At 67.4% G+C, this 14812-nt stretch carries 18 protein-coding genes, 1 pseudogene and 1 riboswitch; of the genes and pseudogenes, 5 read left to right on the top strand and 14 right to left on the bottom strand.

Annotation, left to right across the window (positions count from 1 at the left end):
* Positions 1-21 precede the first annotated feature (21 nt).
* The 4 genes from dprA to arsM form a co-directional block, all read right to left on the bottom strand.
* Positions 22-1155 (bottom strand): DNA-processing protein DprA, encoded by a 1134-nt coding sequence (dprA, locus tag ACRDTL_RS21100; protein ID WP_431508643.1) that lies wholly within the window; start codon positions 1153-1155, stop codon positions 22-24.
* Positions 1152-2663, bottom strand: a complete 1512-nt coding sequence (locus tag ACRDTL_RS21095) for a YifB family Mg chelatase-like AAA ATPase (RefSeq protein ID WP_431508642.1) — start codon at positions 2661-2663, stop codon at positions 1152-1154. Before ACRDTL_RS21095 ends, dprA begins: the two co-directional genes overlap by 4 nt.
* On the bottom strand, positions 2663-3031 hold the full coding sequence (locus tag ACRDTL_RS21090; protein WP_431508641.1) for a YraN family protein: 369 nt from the start codon (positions 3029-3031) through the stop codon (positions 2663-2665). Before ACRDTL_RS21090 ends, ACRDTL_RS21095 begins: the two co-directional genes overlap by 1 nt.
* A 93-nt stretch (positions 3032-3124) precedes the next feature.
* Positions 3125-3892: an arsenite methyltransferase gene (gene arsM, locus ACRDTL_RS21085; protein WP_431508640.1), complete on the bottom strand. Its 768-nt coding sequence runs from the start codon at positions 3890-3892 to the stop codon at positions 3125-3127.
* Between the two features lie 85 nt (positions 3893-3977).
* Here arsM and ACRDTL_RS21080 point away from each other — a divergent pair, with 85 nt between their 5' ends.
* Entirely contained in the window at positions 3978-4361 is a 384-nt protein-coding gene (locus ACRDTL_RS21080) for an ArsR/SmtB family transcription factor (protein ID WP_431508639.1), read from the top strand.
* Between the two features lie 27 nt (positions 4362-4388).
* On the opposite strand, the gene ACRDTL_RS21075 is transcribed toward ACRDTL_RS21080, so the two are convergent.
* Complete coding sequence (locus ACRDTL_RS21075; protein WP_431508638.1) at positions 4389-4709, bottom strand: hypothetical protein; 321 nt, start codon at positions 4707-4709, stop codon at positions 4389-4391.
* Positions 4710-4846: 137 nt separating this feature from the next.
* Positions 4847-4908: riboswitch (Fluoride riboswitch) on the top strand.
* A gap of 267 nt (positions 4909-5175) precedes the next feature.
* Here ACRDTL_RS21075 and ACRDTL_RS21070 point away from each other — a divergent pair.
* The 3 genes from ACRDTL_RS21070 to ACRDTL_RS21060 are packed head-to-tail and all read left to right on the top strand — an operon-like array spanning position 5176 to position 7835.
* Positions 5176-5475: a PE family protein gene (locus ACRDTL_RS21070; protein ID WP_431508637.1), complete on the top strand. Its 300-nt coding sequence runs from the start codon at positions 5176-5178 to the stop codon at positions 5473-5475.
* 12 nt (positions 5476-5487) lie between these two features.
* Positions 5488-6630, top strand: a complete 1143-nt coding sequence (locus ACRDTL_RS21065; RefSeq protein ID WP_431508636.1) for a PPE family protein — start codon at positions 5488-5490, stop codon at positions 6628-6630.
* A gap of 59 nt (positions 6631-6689) precedes the next feature.
* Positions 6690-7835, top strand: coding sequence for a PPE family protein (locus ACRDTL_RS21060; RefSeq protein ID WP_431508635.1), 1146 nt, complete (start codon positions 6690-6692; stop codon positions 7833-7835).
* Between the two features lie 14 nt (positions 7836-7849).
* Here ACRDTL_RS21060 and ACRDTL_RS21055 read toward each other — a convergent pair whose 3' ends face one another.
* The 5 genes and pseudogenes from ACRDTL_RS21055 to rplS all read right to left on the bottom strand — a co-directional run bounded on the left by ACRDTL_RS21055 (position 7850) and on the right by rplS (position 11537).
* Positions 7850-9100 carry an MFS transporter gene (locus ACRDTL_RS21055; RefSeq protein WP_431508634.1) on the bottom strand — a complete coding sequence of 417 codons (1251 nt, stop codon included), beginning with the start codon at positions 9098-9100 and terminating at the stop codon, positions 7850-7852.
* Positions 9101-9145: 45 nt separating this feature from the next.
* A complete protein-coding gene (locus ACRDTL_RS21050; RefSeq protein WP_012393608.1) occupies positions 9146-9451 on the bottom strand; it encodes a DUF2469 domain-containing protein in 306 nt (101 codons plus the stop codon).
* Positions 9452-9532: 81 nt separating this feature from the next.
* Positions 9533-10271 (bottom strand): annotated as a pseudogene (locus ACRDTL_RS21045) (ribonuclease HII); the annotation flags it as partial.
* Positions 10272-10273: 2 nt separating this feature from the next.
* A complete protein-coding gene (lepB, locus tag ACRDTL_RS21040; protein ID WP_431508633.1) occupies positions 10274-11140 on the bottom strand; it encodes a signal peptidase I in 867 nt (288 codons plus the stop codon).
* A gap of 55 nt (positions 11141-11195) precedes the next feature.
* A complete protein-coding gene (gene rplS, locus ACRDTL_RS21035; protein ID WP_431508632.1) occupies positions 11196-11537 on the bottom strand; it encodes a 50S ribosomal protein L19 in 342 nt (113 codons plus the stop codon).
* Positions 11538-11848: 311 nt separating this feature from the next.
* Here rplS and ACRDTL_RS21030 point away from each other — a divergent pair, with 311 nt between their 5' ends.
* Positions 11849-12769: a hypothetical protein gene (locus ACRDTL_RS21030; RefSeq protein ID WP_431508631.1), complete on the top strand. Its 921-nt coding sequence runs from the start codon at positions 11849-11851 to the stop codon at positions 12767-12769.
* Between the two features lie 84 nt (positions 12770-12853).
* Here the strand turns inward: ACRDTL_RS21030 and trmD are convergent, their stop codons facing one another.
* Genes trmD through rpsP form a run of 4 tightly spaced genes read right to left on the bottom strand, consistent with a single transcriptional unit; the run spans position 12854 to position 14795 of the window.
* Positions 12854-13540, bottom strand: coding sequence for a tRNA (guanosine(37)-N1)-methyltransferase TrmD (trmD, locus tag ACRDTL_RS21025; RefSeq protein ID WP_431508630.1), 687 nt, complete (start codon positions 13538-13540; stop codon positions 12854-12856).
* Positions 13540-14061 (bottom strand): ribosome maturation factor RimM, encoded by a 522-nt coding sequence (gene rimM / locus ACRDTL_RS21020; RefSeq protein ID WP_431508629.1) that lies wholly within the window; start codon positions 14059-14061, stop codon positions 13540-13542. Before rimM ends, trmD begins: the two co-directional genes overlap by 1 nt.
* Before the next feature lie 6 nt (positions 14062-14067).
* Positions 14068-14310, bottom strand: coding sequence for an RNA-binding protein (locus ACRDTL_RS21015; RefSeq protein ID WP_431508628.1), 243 nt, complete (start codon positions 14308-14310; stop codon positions 14068-14070).
* An 8-nt stretch (positions 14311-14318) separates the two neighbouring features.
* Positions 14319-14795, bottom strand: coding sequence for a 30S ribosomal protein S16 (gene rpsP / locus ACRDTL_RS21010; RefSeq protein ID WP_431508627.1), 477 nt, complete (start codon positions 14793-14795; stop codon positions 14319-14321).
* Positions 14796-14812: the final 17 nt, after the last annotated feature.

Below are 14812 nucleotides of genomic sequence, written 5' to 3'. Positions count from 1 at the left end.
TCGACTATACGAGCGCGCCGTTCACGCCTTCGGCCGGCGGACGATGCGCCACCCGCCGTCGTGGCGCTCGGCCAGCCCGGCGACCTCCAGCATCGCCAGCGGGCCGAGTACCCGGACGGGCGCCAACCCGGCGGCGACAGCGATCTGGTCGACGGTGGCCGTCCGGCGGCCCGGCAGCGCCTCGTAGACCTGCCGCTCGGCGTCGCTGAGCCCGTCGAGCGCTGTGGCCGGCCGTGGCTGTTCGGTCGCCAGCTCTCCGATGCGACCCACCAACTCGACGATGTCCTCGGCGCGGGTGACCACCAGTGCGCCGTCGCGCAACAGCGCATGGCACCCCGCCGATGCCGAGGAGGTCACCGGCCCCGGCACCGCGCCCACCACCCGGCCCAGCGCCCGGGCCCACGCGGCGGTGTTCGCCGCGCCGCTGCGCAGACCGGCCTCCACCACCACCGCCGCACCCGCGAACGCCGCCACCAAGCGGTTGCGGGTCAGGAAGCGGTGCCGTGCCGGGCGTACACCCGGCGGATACTCGGTGACCAGCAAACCGTGGCCGCCGATGCGATGCAGCAGCCCGGAATGCCCTGCGGGATAAAGAATGTCGATGCCACCGGCCAGAACCGCGACGGTGATGCCGTCGGAGGCGAGCGCGGCGCGGTGGGCCGCACCGTCGATTCCGTAGGCCCCGCCGGACACCACCGCCACGTCACGCTCGGTTAGGCCGGCCGACAGGTCCGCCGCCACGTGCTCGCCGTAGGCGGTGGCCGCCCGGGTGCCGACGACGGCGGCCGCCCGCTGCGCGATCTCATCCAGCGGTTCGGGCCCCACCGCCCACAACACCATCGGCGACCTGGCCTGCGGTTTGGCCGCAACCGTGTCGCTGCCGAACGCGGTGAAGGCCAGCACCGGCCACTCGTCGTCGTCGGCGGTGACGAGCCGACCGCCGCGCCGATCCAGCAATTCGAGATCCTCTGCAGCCCGGTCTATTTCGCGCCTGGCTTCGGTATGGCGCGTCAGCGTGTCGTCGACCTGCCCGCGTCGGACCCGTTCGGCGGCATCCACCGGCCCAACGCGGTGCACCAGCGCTGCGAGTTCGGCGCACGGCGGTTCGGCCACTCGTGACAGGTAGGCCCATGCCCGCAGCGTCGGGTCGCTCATCGCGCCGCTCCGGGTTGGCGAAAACTCAACGCGGCGGCCACCTCGTCGAGCCCGGGTGTTGTGCTGCCGGCAAGATCGGCGAGTGTCCAGGCGACCCGCAACGTGCGGTCGACGCCGCGGATGCTCAGTAGCCCACGGTCCAGCGCAGTGCGCAGCGGCTCCATCGCCGCGCCGCAGAGCCGAAATTTTCGCCGTAGTAGCGGTCCGCTGACCTCGGCGTTCGTGGTGAATCCGTGGGAACGCCAGCGCTCGGCCGCCGCATGACGTGCGGACGCCACCCGGCCGCGCACCTGCTCGGTCGACTCGGCCGCCGTCGCCGAGAACGCTCCCGCCCGCACCGAATGCATTTCGACCCGAAGGTCGACGCGGTCCAGCAGTGGCCCGGACAGCCGGCCGAGATAGCGGCGTTTGGCCGCCGCGGCGCAGATACAGTCTCGCGGGTCGGCCGGTGCACACGGACACGGGTTCGCCGCCAGCACCAGTTGAAAGCGGGCCGGATAGCGCGCCACGCCGTCGCGGCGGGCAAGGCGAATCTCCCCGTCCTCCAATGGTGTTCGCAACGCTTCCAGTGCGCTGACGCCGATTTCAGCACACTCGTCGAGGAAGAGGACCCCGCGGTGGGCCCGGCTGACCGCGCCGGGCCGCGCCAGCCCCGACCCGCCGCCGACCAGCGCGGCGACGCTGGAGCTGGGGTGCGGCGCCACGAACGGCGGCCTGGTGACCAGCGGCGTGGCATCCGACAGTAAGCCGGCCACCGAATGGATCGCAGTGACCTCCAGCGATTCGCTATCCGAGAGCGGTGGCAGCAGGCCCGGAAGGCGTTGTGCCAGCATCGTTTTTCCGACACCAGGCGGGCCGGTGAGCATGAGGTGATGCGCGCCCGCAGCCGCCACCTCAACTGCGAAACGGGCCTGCGCCTGCCCTACCACGTCGGCCAGATCCGCCTGCGACTCCGGCGCCGCAACCGTCCCGGCAATCCGTTCGTCCAATTGCGCCGATCCGCCGAGCCAGGCCTGCAACTGTGCCAGGCTGCGCACGCCCCAGATCTCGATGCCGTCGACCAGGCTGGCTTCGGCCAGGTTGCCCGCCGGGACCACGACGGCCGGCCAACCCTCGCTCTTGGCGGCCAACACGGCCGGCAGCACGCCGCGCACCGGCCGGACCCGGCCGTCCAGCGCCAACTCGCCAAGCAGTACGACCGTCTGCAGCCGCCGCCACGGAGTTTTTCGCTGCGCTGAGAGCACCGCTGCGGCCAATGCCAGGTCGTAAACCGAGCCCATTTTCGGCAGGGTGGCCGGAGACAGCGCCAGCGTCAGCCGCGCTGTCGGCCAGGTGTTACCGCAGTTGGTGATCGCGGCGCGCACCCGGTCGCGTGATTCCTGTAACGCGGCGTCGGGCAAGCCAACCAGGTGCACTCCCGGCAGACCCGAGGTGATGTCGGCCTCGATCTCCACGATCTCGCCGTCGAGCCCGCGTACCGCAACCGAGAAGGCACGCCCGAGCGCCATCAGCCCACCCCTTGCAGGTGAGTGATTTCCGGGGTGCGGCGCCGACCGATGCGCACCCCGATCACGTCGATCCGGATCGCCGTCCACCGTCGGTGCTGGCCGGCAAGCCACAGCGTGGCCAGCCGACGCAGCCGTCGCAGCTTCTGGTCGGTCACCGCGTAGGCCAGCCCGCCGAACCCGTCGCCGGTGCGGGTTTTCACTTCGACGAACACCACCGTGTGGCTGGCCGGGTCGACCGCAATGATGTCCAACTCGCCGTAGCGACACCGCCAGTTGCGGGTCAGGATCTGCAGTCCCAGCCCAGTCAGGTGATCGGTGGCCAACTGCTCGCCGAGCGCTCCCAGTTCGGCCGGCGTCAACGTGGTCATGCGGACACCCTGCGCGACGGCGCCGACATGACGGGCCCGTCACGCCGGGTCAGCGGTCAGTTATCCCCAGTTACGTCTTGATCCACAGGGGTATCAGCCGGCGGGCTTGGTGGCGCGGATGATCGCCGCGTGCATCCCGTCGGCGACTTGATGGGTGAATGTGACTGAGGCATCGGCGAATCCGGCTGCGGCGAGCCCGTCAAGGTACTCCTGCCTGGACAGCGCCCCGGCGATACAGCCGACATAAGAGCCACGTTCGGCGCGGTCGGCCGGGGTGAGGTGGTCTTCGGCGACGACGTCGGAGATCCCGATCCTGCCCCCGGGGACCAGAACTCGGAACATCTCGGCAACCACGGTGGGCTTGTCGACCGACAGGTTGACGACGCAATTGGAGATCACCACATCGACGGCGGCGTCGGGCAGGGGGATGTCCTCGATGGTGCCCTTGCGGAATTCGACGTTGGTTGCGCCGGCTTTGGTTTTGTTCGCCTCGGCGAGGGCGAGCATCTCGTCGGTCATATCGACGCCGTAGGCGAACCCGCTCGGCCCGACCCGCCGCGCGGACAGCAATACGTCGATGCCGCCGCCGGAGCCCAGGTCGAGCACGCGTTCGCCCGGATGCAACTCGGCGACCGCGGTCGGGTTGCCGCAGCCCAGGCTCGCCGCGACGGCCTCGGGCGGTAACTCGGAGTGCTCGGCGGCGTCGTACAACGCCGCGCCGAAGGTCTCGTTGAGGTTCCCAGGGCCGCATGACGACCCGCAGCAGTTCTCCGCCGTTAAAAGTTCGCCGGCTCTCACCGCGGTCGCGGCCTGCGCATAGCGGGTCCGGACGTGCTCGCGTAGGTCAGCGTCGTTGGTCATCCGTACCTCACATCGATGGTTATCTATGGAACATAGCCTGGTGGATACATCGATACCTGTCAATACGTGTGGCAGAATTGAAGGCATGACCTTGGCGGTTCACCTCTCAGCGTGCTGCAGCCCGATTACCGGCAACGTGCTGGATGCTGCCGCGGCCGAGCGGCTGGCCGCGGTGCTGAAGGCGCTCGGCGAACCGACCCGGCTCCGGTTGGTCTCGTTGATCGCCGCACACGAGGGTGCCGAGGCGTGTGTGTGCAATTTGACCGAACCAGTGGGATTGTCACAGCCGACCGTCTCGCACCACTTAAAGGTCCTTGTCGACGCCGGCCTGATCGAGCGGGAGCAGCGCGGCAAATGGGCCTATTACCGGCTGGTGCCGGGCGTCCTCGACGCAGTGTCGATTGCGATCACTGCCATGGGCGCAACCTCGGAGAGTGTTAGCGATGTGCGTTCCTCGGGCATATCATGACCGGCTGACCGGGCTTCGGACGGCCAATTACGGTCGGTTGCACTGAGTTCGGTTGCGCAAGAAGGCCATCAATACGTCTTCGGCGCGATGATACTGCAGCGAATCCACCCAGAGCCGGCGAACCGCTTCGCTGCCCGCACATGACGAGCGGCCACCCGGGGTTGCCACGTAACCGCCGACGTCGGCGTCGGCAAGCAAGATGAGCACCGGGTCGACAGCGTCCGGATCGAGATCAGCCAACTCCGCCCACGTACTGGCCCACACGTCGTTGTCGGTGCCGCCTGGCGGCAACCAGAACATGATGTCGAACTGCGCCGCGTTCCCGATCGGGCGCAAGGGCGAACTCACGACGGCCTTCTCTCACGAAATCCAGCGGCCCGCCGCGACATCCGCGATTTGAGCGAGCTCACTGCTGTATCCATGATGGCGTGCCGCCGGTCAATGCCGCAAGAAAGCTTGCGGGCCAACTCAACCCTCCTGTAGCCTCACATTCAGGCGATGAAGCTCGCCATAACCGCCACCCCTGGCTAATAGCTTCTACCGCGTGAACGACACGGTGGAGGTGTGATCGGTGGCGGATCCCGCAATTTCCTTCCGGCGATATGCCGCGTCGACCAATGTGCTCGGCGCCGGTGACAGTGTCGTCGTATTGAAAACCCTGATGTCACAGTGGGTTTACTCGTCCCGCTCATCCAATGGCTTGGCTCGCGCGTCGCCGACGCGCCCACCTAAACCGCCGTAGCTTCCTGGCGGGCTAACTCAAGCGATTTCATCCACAGTCATTGGTAATACCACCTCTGAGGGAGGGGTTTTCATGTCTTTCGTAACCACACATCCGGAAACGTTGGTGTCGGCGGCGGGCACCTTGCAGAGTATTGGCTCGGCAATGAGTACTCAGAATGCGGCTGCGGCGGCCCCGACAACTGGCGTGATCCCTGCGGCTGCCGACGAGGTATCGGCGCTCACCGCAGCGCAGTTCGCCGTACACGCGCAGATGTACCAGGCGGTCAGCGCCCAAGCCACGGCGATCCACGAGATGTTCGTGAACACGCTGGGCACCAGCGCGGGCTCTTATGCGGCCACCGAGGCAGCTAACGCTATCGCCACCGGCTGAACAGGCGCACAAGTGCTGGATTTCGGCGCGTTACCACCGGAGATCAACTCAGCCCGAATGTATTTCGGCCCCGGCGCGGGTCCGATGATGGCCGCGGCTGCAGCGTGGAATGCGCTGGCGGCCGAACTATTCATCGCCGCAAACGGATACGGGTCGGTGGTTTCGGAGCTGATCAGCGCCGGCTGGTCGGGTCCGGCATCCTTGTCGATGGCTACGGCGGCCGCACCGTATGTGGCTTGGCTACACAGCACGGGCGCGCAGGCCGAGCAGACGGCCGCCCAGGCCATGGAGGTGGCGGCGGCTTACGAGCTCGCGTTCGCGATGACGGTGCCTCCGCCGGTGATCGCCGCTAACCGCAGCCTGCTGATGGCTTTGGTCGCAACGAATTTCTTCGGGCAGAACACGCCGGCGATCGCGGCTACCGAGGCTCATTACGCCGAGATGTGGGTCCAAGACGCCACCGCCATGTACGGCTACGCCGGATCGTCGGCGGCCGCTAGCCAGTTGAGCCCATTTTCGCCGCCGCGGCCGACCACCGACCCGGCTGGACTGGCCGCCCAACCCGGCGCGGTCGCCCAAGCCGCCAGCAATGCTGGTGCGACCCAGCCGACGACGCTGTCGCACCTGATGTCCACCACGCCCACCGCGCTGCAGCAACTCGCGGACCCCGCGGCGCCCTCCTCGGCAATGACGTTGGTGAACGCGGTGGAGCATGTGCCGAACGTCATCAACACAGCGCTCTCTTCCAGTAACGCCGGAAACACCGGGCGCAGCATTCTCATCCAGGACACGCGGCTCGCCTTCCAGGAGGCGCGGGACGCGGACAAGGCTGCCGAATCCGGCGGCCGACTCGTGTCGGCCGCTCCGTCGCGGCTTGGCGGATCAGCGCCGTCAGCGGGAATGGCGCGGGCGAGCATGGTCGGTTCCTTGTCGGTGCCGCCCAACTGGGCAACGACCGCGCCGGAGATCCGAATGGTCGCAATGGGATTACCGGACTCCGGTGTTGCCGCCACCTCGGCGGGGGCCACGGATATGTCACCAGTTCCCGGCAGTGTGTTCAGCCAGTCGGTTTTAGGAACGCTTTCGCGGCACGGGTTCGACGGTCCTCGTCAAAAGAGCAAGCCCATCATCGTGCGCTCACCGGCAGCCGGATAACGCGAAGACCACTCAACAACGCCAATCTCGATACCACCAGGTAAGAAAGGATGCCAGACATGGACTTCGGAGCACTTCCTCCAGAGATCAACTCGGCCAGAATGTATTTCGGTCCCGGCTCGGGCCCAATGCTGGCCGCTGCCTTCGCATGGGACCAACTCGCCCAGGAACTGAACTCGTCGGCCGCGGCCTACGGCTCGGTCATCACCGGCCTGACCACTTCCGGATGGCAGGGCCCGTCATCGATGATGATGACGAATGCGATCGCGCCGTATGTGGCTTGGATGCAGAGCACTGCCGTGCAGGCCGAACAGACCTCGGTCCAAGCCAAGACCGCCGCGGGCGCGTACCAGACGGGGTTCGCGATGACGGTACCCCCGCCGCTCATCGCGGCTAACCGCACCCAATTGATGTCGCTGATCGCGAGCAACTTTTTCGGCCAGAACAGCCCGAAGATCGCGGCCACCGAAGCCGACTACGACCGGATGTGGGCCCAGGACGCCGCCGCGATGTACGGCTATGCGGCGTCCTCGTCGACCGCGTCGAGGCTGACGCCGTTCACCGACCCGCCGCGGACCACGGACCCGGCCGGGGCGGCCGCGCAAACCGCTGCGGCTGCCCAGTCCGCCGCAGGCCCGGGGCAAGCCACCCCGCAGCTGCTCACGCAAATACCCACAGCGATGCAGCAACTCGCCGCCCCCGCCGCCGACCCACCAGCCCCGACCCTGCCGTCTCCGGCAGACCTGCTGCTGCAAATCCCGTCCGTCACCAGCGCAGCCGCGTCGACCTCGAGTTCGTCGTTCTCGGGGTCCTCCATCGGGGTGACGAATAACGCCATTGCGATCAACGCCAGGCGCGATGCCGCTCAAGGGATCGGTCCGTTTTTTACCGGGTCGAGTGGGCCGCTGGCGCCTGCCGGTCCGGCCAGCATCGGTGCTCCGGCGGTATCGGCGGGAATGGGCCGGGCCAGCTTGGTCGGTACCTTGTCGGTACCACAAACCTGGGCCGCGACCACCACGCTCCCGACCAGCCCCGCGGTAGCCCTACCCGGCACCGGTGCCGTCGCGGCCGTCCCGCAAACCATGCCCGGCTCAGGCATGTTCGGCGAAGCCCTGCTGGGCACATTGGCTGGGCGCGGTGTCAGCAACGTTGCGGCGAAGATGCGCACCAGCAGCGTGGTACCGCGCTCGCCTGCCGCTGGATGACAGAAGGGACTAACTCACGGCCGGCGTGCCGCGGGCCGCAGCATCCCGGAAGCGATGACGGCCGCCGCCATCCATGCGGCGGCGTAGCCGAAAGCGACCGCGGGCGAAGCCACCGTGTACAGCACCCCCACCACCACCGTCGCCATCAGATCGCCGGTTGCCTGTACCGCGCCCAGTACGCCGAATCCGCTGCCGCGAAGCCGGTCGGGAAGGAGTTGGGAAATCACCGCCGATTGAGTCGGTTCGGCAAGTCCGATGCCGGCCCCGGCTGCCGCGAAGGCCAGCGCTATTACGACGGGGCTATGTCCCCCGGCGGCGAACACGCCGTAGGCGATCACGTACACCGCCGCGCCGGTCGCGAATACCGCCCGCGGCCCGGTTCGGTCATACCACCGCCCCGCGCTCAGCGACGCTACCGTCGCGACCACGTTATGGCCGGCATAGATCAGGATCGCGAGCGATGTCGCCGCGGTCACCGACCGCTGCGGTGAGGTCAACAACTGCGTGGCGCGAAGTATCAGCATGGTCGTGGCGACGTTGCCGAATTCGAACAGTGCCACCGGCAGCAGGGCTCGCAGCATGCCGGCGTCGCGCAACGCACCAAACTCAAGTCGCCGCGCCACCGGGGCCCCGTCGGCGCGCACCCGGTGGCGGGCCTCTCGAGCGGCCACGATGATCGCCACCGCTGCGAACAGGCCCGGGATAGCCGCCAAGTAGAGCGCGGGCCGCACACCCACCCAGGCCACCAATCCGGCCGCCAGCAAAGGACCCGCCACCGCGCCCAGGTTGTCGCCTGCTCGTTCGAGCCCGAATGCCCGGCCGTGCGCGGATTCCGGGCTCAGCGACGCCAGCAGAGCGTCGCGCGCCGGTGACCGTAGGCCCCGGGATAACCAGGCGATGGCGCGCAGAACACCGGCTTGCCACACCGTCGCCGCCGCACCGATCGCTCCAGTCGCCAGCGCCGTCCCCAGGTAACCACCCGAAGCGGTGGGTCCCCGCCGATCAGGATCGTTCGCCAACGGACCGCCGATCAGCTTCATCACACCGATGAGGGCATCGCTGATCCCATCAATGATCCCGAGGGCGGCTGCCGAAGCCCCCAAGGTGCCGGTCAGGAATGTCGGCAGAACCGACGTCGTCACCTCATGGCCGGTATCCGAGAAGAAGCTTGCCACCCCGACCGCACCGACACCGGGAGTGAGCCAGGCTCGGTTAGTCGACTCAATTATCGGTTCCCCGGCGGCATCGCGGTCTTCCGCAGTCATATGACTTCGTTCCTCTGTCAGTCCCCTAGCGCGGGCCGGCCTGACCTACTCGGGCAGCCGCAGCTCGGGTTTTTCCACCTCTTCGATGTTGACGTCCTTGAAGGTGACCACCCGTACCTGCTTGACGAATCGGGCCGGCCGGTACATGTCCCACACCCACGCGTCGGCCAGCCTCAACTCGAAGTACACCTCGCCGTCGGCGTTGCGCGGCACCATCTCGACGCTGTTCGCCAAATAGAACCGTCGCTCGGTTTCCACGACGTAGCTGAACTGACCGACGATGTCCTTGTATTCGCGGTACAGCGAGAGCTCCATCTCGGTTTCGTACTTTTCGAGATCTTCGGCACTCATCCTGCTCAGCCGTCCTTCTGCTGTGCCAATTTGCCCGCCTCGTCCCACGAGCCACCACACGGCCCCCGTCGGTACCGGGCGGGTCTGGTCCCATCTTTCCTCACCGATATTCACCACCCTCGTCCGGCGGGCCCGGCTTGAATTCGGCCACCACCCGGGTGCCCGCTCCGGTCGCCACCCGCCGGACGTTGATAAACGAATAGCGGTGCTCAGGGCATGGACCCAGCTCGCCCAGCGCTGCGCCATGCCCGGGTGTGCAGTAGCCCTTGTGCTCAGCGAAGCCGTAGCCGGGGTGCTCGCCGTCCATCGCCACCATCAATCGGTCCCGGCTGACTTTGGCCAGCACACTGGCCGCGGCGATACAGGCAGCCGCCGCGTCACCACCGACCACCGGCAGCGACGGCATCGGCAGTCCCGGCACCCGGAACCCGTCGGACAGTACGTAGCCCGGCCGCAGCGAGAGTCCGGCCACCGCGCGGCGCATGCCCTCGATATTGGCCGCGTGCACACCGCGCCGGTCGACCTCGGTCGATCCGATGTACACCACGTGGTAGGCCAGTGCATAGCGGCGAATCCGCGGATACAGCGCCTCTCGCATCTTCTCGGTGAGCTTCTTCGAATCATCAAGAAGCGCAAGGCTGTCCAACCGGCCGGGCCCCAGCACACAAGCCGCGACCACCAGCGGGCCGGCGCAGGCGCCGCGGCCGACCTCGTCGACCCCGGCGACCGGCCCCAGACCGCCGCGGTACAGCGCCGACTCCAGGGTGCGCAACCCTGAGGATTTACGAATCACCGTCCGAGGCGGCCAGGTGGTGGCCATGTCTACTGATTCTGCTGCGGATTCACCGCGCGCACGACACCCCAGCGCGCCGGCGGCCACAAGATGAACCTGGCGTTGCCAATGACGTTGCCCACCGGCACGGTGCCCGACATCGGGTCACCGGTGCACAGCAGGCCCTTCAGCGCGTCGGCCGGGATGCTGGTGCAGTGCGCCCGCGAGTCCGCCGAATGCGTGCGGTTATCGCCCATCACCCATAACCGGCCCTGCGGGACGGCGACCGGACCGAACTCGACGTCGGCACCCCCGGTACCCGGGCACGGCGGCAGCGGCACGTCAGGGTTGGGCATCATCGTCCCCGGATCCAGATACGGCTCGCCCAGCCGCTTGCCGTCGACGGTCAACCCCGTGTCGTTGCGGCACTGCACGGTCTGCCCGCCCACCGCGATGACACGTTTGACCAGGTCGTTCTCGTCCGGGGGTACGAAGCCCACAAACGACAACGCATTTTGTACCCAGCGCACCGCGGTGTTGTCCGAGCGGATCGACTTATAGCCGACGTTCCACGACGGTGGCCCCTTGAACACGATGACGTCACCCGGCCGCGGTGAGCCGAAGCGGTAGGTGACCTTATCCACCATGATGCGGTCACCGACGCCGTGCGAGCCTTGCAACGTGGGTTCCATCGATTCCGACGGGATGAGATAGGGCCGGGCCACAAACGTCAACGTGACGTAGTACAGAACCACCGCGATGGCCACCAGAATCGCCAGTTCGCGCGGCGCCGACAGTTTCGTGCCGCTTTCCTTCTCCTGGGCGTCCGAGCTGATCGCCTCGCTGGTGGCGGGGTTCGATTCGACCGGACCGGAATCGGGTGGAGGCTCTGGTGACGAGTCGGTGGTTTCGGTCACCGGATCAGGGTAGCCACGGCGGTCTGCGCCGGCGCAAGCCACACCGGCCCGACGCTCAGCGCTTCTCCTTGATCTTGGCCTTCTTGCCGCGAAGCTCCCGCAGGTAGTAGAGCTTGGCGCGACGGACGTCACCGCGGGTCACGACCTCGATGTGGTCGATATTCGGCGAATGCACCGGAAAGGTGCGCTCAACGCCGACGCCGTAGCTCTCCTTGCGCACCGTGAACGTCTCCCGGATGCCGCCGCCCTGCCGGCGGATCACCACACCCTTGAACACCTGAATGCGTTCTTTGGCACCTTCGATCACTTTGACGTGCACGTTGACCGTGTCGCCGGGGCCGAAGACCGGGATGTCGTCGCGCAGCGACGCCTTGTCGACGAAGTCCAGCGTGTTCATTTCGAAGACACTTCCTTGCGGTCGCGGCCACGAGTTTCTGCTCACCCTGAAGTGGCGTGAGCGGTCAACCGAGCCGATGGATTTGGGCATCTGGTGCCGGAGACAACTGCCCAATTGTGCCAGATGGCAGGCATGGGCGTGAAATCGCAGCGAATCGCCGGGCAGTTACCGACCGAAAACCAAGGCTGAATGGTACATATACGAGCGGCTGACCACACGCACCGAAGGACGCACGTTAATCTGACGGGCCGCGCGGATGGTCGTTGTGGTGAGCCCGCATAGGTGTTTCGTATTGGTGCCCGAGGAGACGCATGCGAGCGCGGTTCCCTACGCTGCTCATCGTGACGACAGCGGTGCTCACTTTGCTGGTGGCGGGCGGGGTGGCAAAGGTGTACGGGGCACCGAGCACCCGGTCACCGGTCGGCCGGACGAGCCGCGTTGCACCGCTGGTGCAGGCGATCATGGCGCCGGAGTCGTCGCGGGGACAGCCCTCCGCGGCGTTCGCCGGATTGCCGGCACGTATCCGGCAGGCCACCGACGAAGCCGCCGCTGTAGGGGCCACACTCTCGGTTGCGATACTCGACCGCGCCACCGGCCAGATGGTGTCCAGCGGTGACGGCCAACTGGTCGGCATCGCATCGGTGGCCAAGCTGTTCATCGCCGATGATCTGCTGCTGGCCGAAGCGCAGGGCAAAACCCCGTTGTCTGCAGAAGACCGCCCGGCACTCGACCTCATGCTGCGCGCCTCCGACGACAGCGTCGCGGAGAATTTCTGGAGCCAGCGCGGCGGCGAGGCGATCATCACCGATGTCGCGCGCCGGTACGGGCTGACATCCACCACGCCGCCCAGCGACGGGCGCTGGTGGAACACCATGAGCTCGGTATCCGACCTGATTCGCTACTACGACATGCTGCTCAGCGGCTCCGGGGGGTTACCGGCCAGGCAGGCCGACATCATCGTTGGCGACCTCGCCGCATCCACCGCGATCGGTGTCGACGGCTACCCGCAGCGGTTCGGCATCCCGGACGGTCTGCCCGCCGAACCGGTTGCCGTCAAGCAGGGGTGGATGTGCTGCATCGGCACGGACTGGATGCACTTGTCGACCGGCGTGATCGGCCACGACCGCCGCTACATCATGGTGGTCGAGTCGCTGCAGCCCTCCGACGACGCCACCGCCCGGGCGACCATCACCCAGGCGGTCAAGACCATGTTCCCCCAGGGCCGGATCTAGCCAACGCTTGAGTGTGTGGCTTGTGGATGCGAATTCGCAAAAATGACGGCCACTAGCCACACACTCGACGCGTGAAACGCGGCGCTACTGAAGGAGGTCCGGCCGGCGCTCCCGGGTCCGTTGCAATGCTGCCGCCCGGCGCCACTCGGCGATCCGCGCATGGTCACCGGACAGCAGCACCTCGGGCACGTCGAGCCCACGCCAGGTAGGCGGCCTGGTGTAGCACGGACCCTCCAGCAGGCCGCTATTCCCCGGGGAATACGAATCATCCTGGTGGGACTGCGGATTGCCGATGACGTCGGGCAGCAATCGCAGGACGGCTTCGATCATGACCAATGCCGCCGATTCGCCGCCGGGCAACACATAATCGCCGATCGAGACCTCTTCCACCGGCATCCGCCGTGCGGCGTCTTCGATGACCCGTTGATCGATACCCTCGTAGCGGGCGCAGGCGAACACCAGGTGCGCCGCGCTGCTCCACCGCTCGGCGGTCGCCTGGGTGAACAATGCACCGGCGGGAGTGGGAACAACCAGAAGCGAAGTCTCCGAGCAGATCTCGTCCAACGCTTCGCCCCAGACCGGCGCCCTCATCACCATCCCCGGGCCCCCGCCGTAGGGTGCGTCATCGACCGAGTGATGCGCGTCGTGGCTCCAGCGCCGCAGGTCGTGCACCTCCAGCTGCACGAGTCCGGACTGGATCGCCTTGCCCGGCAACGATTGCCGCAGCGGGTCCAGGTAGGCCGGGAAGATCGTCACGACATCGATGCGCATTACCGCCCCAGTTCCAGTAGGCCCTCGGGCGGATCGATCTCGACGGTGGCCGAGTCCAACGACACCGATGTCACGATCGCGCCGACGAATGGCACCAGCAGCTCGCCGCCGTCGTCGCGACGGACCGCCAGCAGTTCACCGGCGGCGGTGTGCAGCACCTCGGCGACGGTGCCGATGTCGCGGCCCGCCGTCGTGCGCACCCGAAGGCCTTCCAGCTGGTGGTCGTAGTAGGTGTCCGGCTCGTCGATGGGCGGCAGTTCCCCGGACTCGATGACGAACAGGCTGCCCCGCAACGCATCGGCGGCAACGCGGTCGGCCACCCCGGCTAACCGGACCAGCAGCCGCCCACCGTGCTCACGTGCGGCGTCGACGGCGTAGCGGCGCTCCTGACCGTCGGATCCTTTGGCGCGCAACACCGTACCCTGCGCGAACCGGGCCTCCGGGTCGTCGGTGCGGACTTCGACGACAACCTCGCCGGCGACGCCGTGCGCTTTGACCACGCGCCCGACCGTCAGCTCCATGGCCGCCTACTGGTCGGTGTCCACCACGTCGACGCGGATGCCGCGGCCGCCGATTCCGGCGACCAGCGTGCGCAATGCGGTCGCGGTGCGTCCGCCGCGACCGATGACCTTGCCGAGATCATCCGGATGCACGTGCACTTCCACGGTCCTGCCACGCCGGTTGGTGACCATGTCAACCCGGACATCATCGGGGTTGTCGACGATCCCGCGCACCAGGTGTTCGACGGCGTCGACGACGGCGGTACTCATGGCGGCAGTCAGCTTTCGGCCGTCGGCTCGGCCTGCTCGCCGGCCGGCTCGTCGGCATTCTCAGCGGTGACCTTCTGGGCCGCGGCCTTTTTGGCCGGGGCCTTCTTTTTCTTCGGCGTCGCTGCCTCGGTGGTGGGCGCGCCCTCGGCGGCAGCCAGCGCCGCGTTGAACAGCTCCAGCTTGGTCGGCCTGGGTTCGACGACCTTCAACTTGCCTTCGGCCCCGGGCAGCCCCTTGAACTTCTGCCAGTCCCCGGTGATCTTCAGCAGCTTGAGCACGGGTTCGGTGGGCTGAGCACCCGCGGACAGCCAGTACTGGGCCCGCTCGGAGTCGATCTCGATGAAGCTCGGCTCTTCCTTGGGGCGATAGCGGCCGATGATTTCGATCGCGCGCCCGTCGCGCCGGGTCCGGGCGTCAGCGACAGCGATGCGGTACTGCGGATTGCGGATCTTGCCAAGCCGGGTGAGCTTGATCTTCACAGCCATGGTTAAGCGACTTCTCC

This window comes from Mycobacterium sp. (assembly GCF_050700595.1).
Lineage (GTDB): Bacteria > Actinomycetota > Actinomycetes > Mycobacteriales > Mycobacteriaceae > Mycobacterium.
This window is presented reverse-complemented; position numbering and strand designations above follow the sequence as displayed.

Bases quoted from the DNA above. Each gene is read 5' to 3' on its own strand.
- dprA (WP_431508643.1), bottom strand. From the start codon at position 1,155: ATGAGCGACCCGACGCTGCGGGCATGGGCCTACCTGTCACGAGTGGCC.
- ACRDTL_RS21095 (WP_431508642.1), bottom strand. From the start codon at position 2,663: ATGGCGCTCGGGCGTGCCTTCTCGGTTGCGGTACGCGGGCTCGACGGC.
- ACRDTL_RS21090 (WP_431508641.1), bottom strand. From the start codon at position 3,031: ATGACCACGTTGACGCCGGCCGAACTGGGAGCGCTCGGCGAGCAGTTG.
- arsM (WP_431508640.1), bottom strand. From the start codon at position 3,892: ATGACCAACGACGCTGACCTACGCGAGCACGTCCGGACCCGCTATGCG.
- ACRDTL_RS21080 (WP_431508639.1), top strand. From the start codon at position 3,978: ATGACCTTGGCGGTTCACCTCTCAGCGTGCTGCAGCCCGATTACCGGC.
- ACRDTL_RS21070 (WP_431508637.1), top strand. From the start codon at position 5,176: ATGTCTTTCGTAACCACACATCCGGAAACGTTGGTGTCGGCGGCGGGC.
- ACRDTL_RS21060 (WP_431508635.1), top strand. From the start codon at position 6,690: ATGGACTTCGGAGCACTTCCTCCAGAGATCAACTCGGCCAGAATGTAT.
- ACRDTL_RS21055 (WP_431508634.1), bottom strand. From the start codon at position 9,100: ATGACTGCGGAAGACCGCGATGCCGCCGGGGAACCGATAATTGAGTCG.
- ACRDTL_RS21050 (WP_012393608.1), bottom strand. From the start codon at position 9,451: ATGAGTGCCGAAGATCTCGAAAAGTACGAAACCGAGATGGAGCTCTCG.
- rplS (WP_431508632.1), bottom strand. From the start codon at position 11,537: ATGAACACGCTGGACTTCGTCGACAAGGCGTCGCTGCGCGACGACATC.
- ACRDTL_RS21030 (WP_431508631.1), top strand. From the start codon at position 11,849: ATGCGAGCGCGGTTCCCTACGCTGCTCATCGTGACGACAGCGGTGCTC.
- trmD (WP_431508630.1), bottom strand. From the start codon at position 13,540: ATGCGCATCGATGTCGTGACGATCTTCCCGGCCTACCTGGACCCGCTG.
- rimM (WP_431508629.1), bottom strand. From the start codon at position 14,061: ATGGAGCTGACGGTCGGGCGCGTGGTCAAAGCGCACGGCGTCGCCGGC.
- ACRDTL_RS21015 (WP_431508628.1), bottom strand. From the start codon at position 14,310: ATGAGTACCGCCGTCGTCGACGCCGTCGAACACCTGGTGCGCGGGATC.
- rpsP (WP_431508627.1), bottom strand. From the start codon at position 14,795: ATGGCTGTGAAGATCAAGCTCACCCGGCTTGGCAAGATCCGCAATCCG.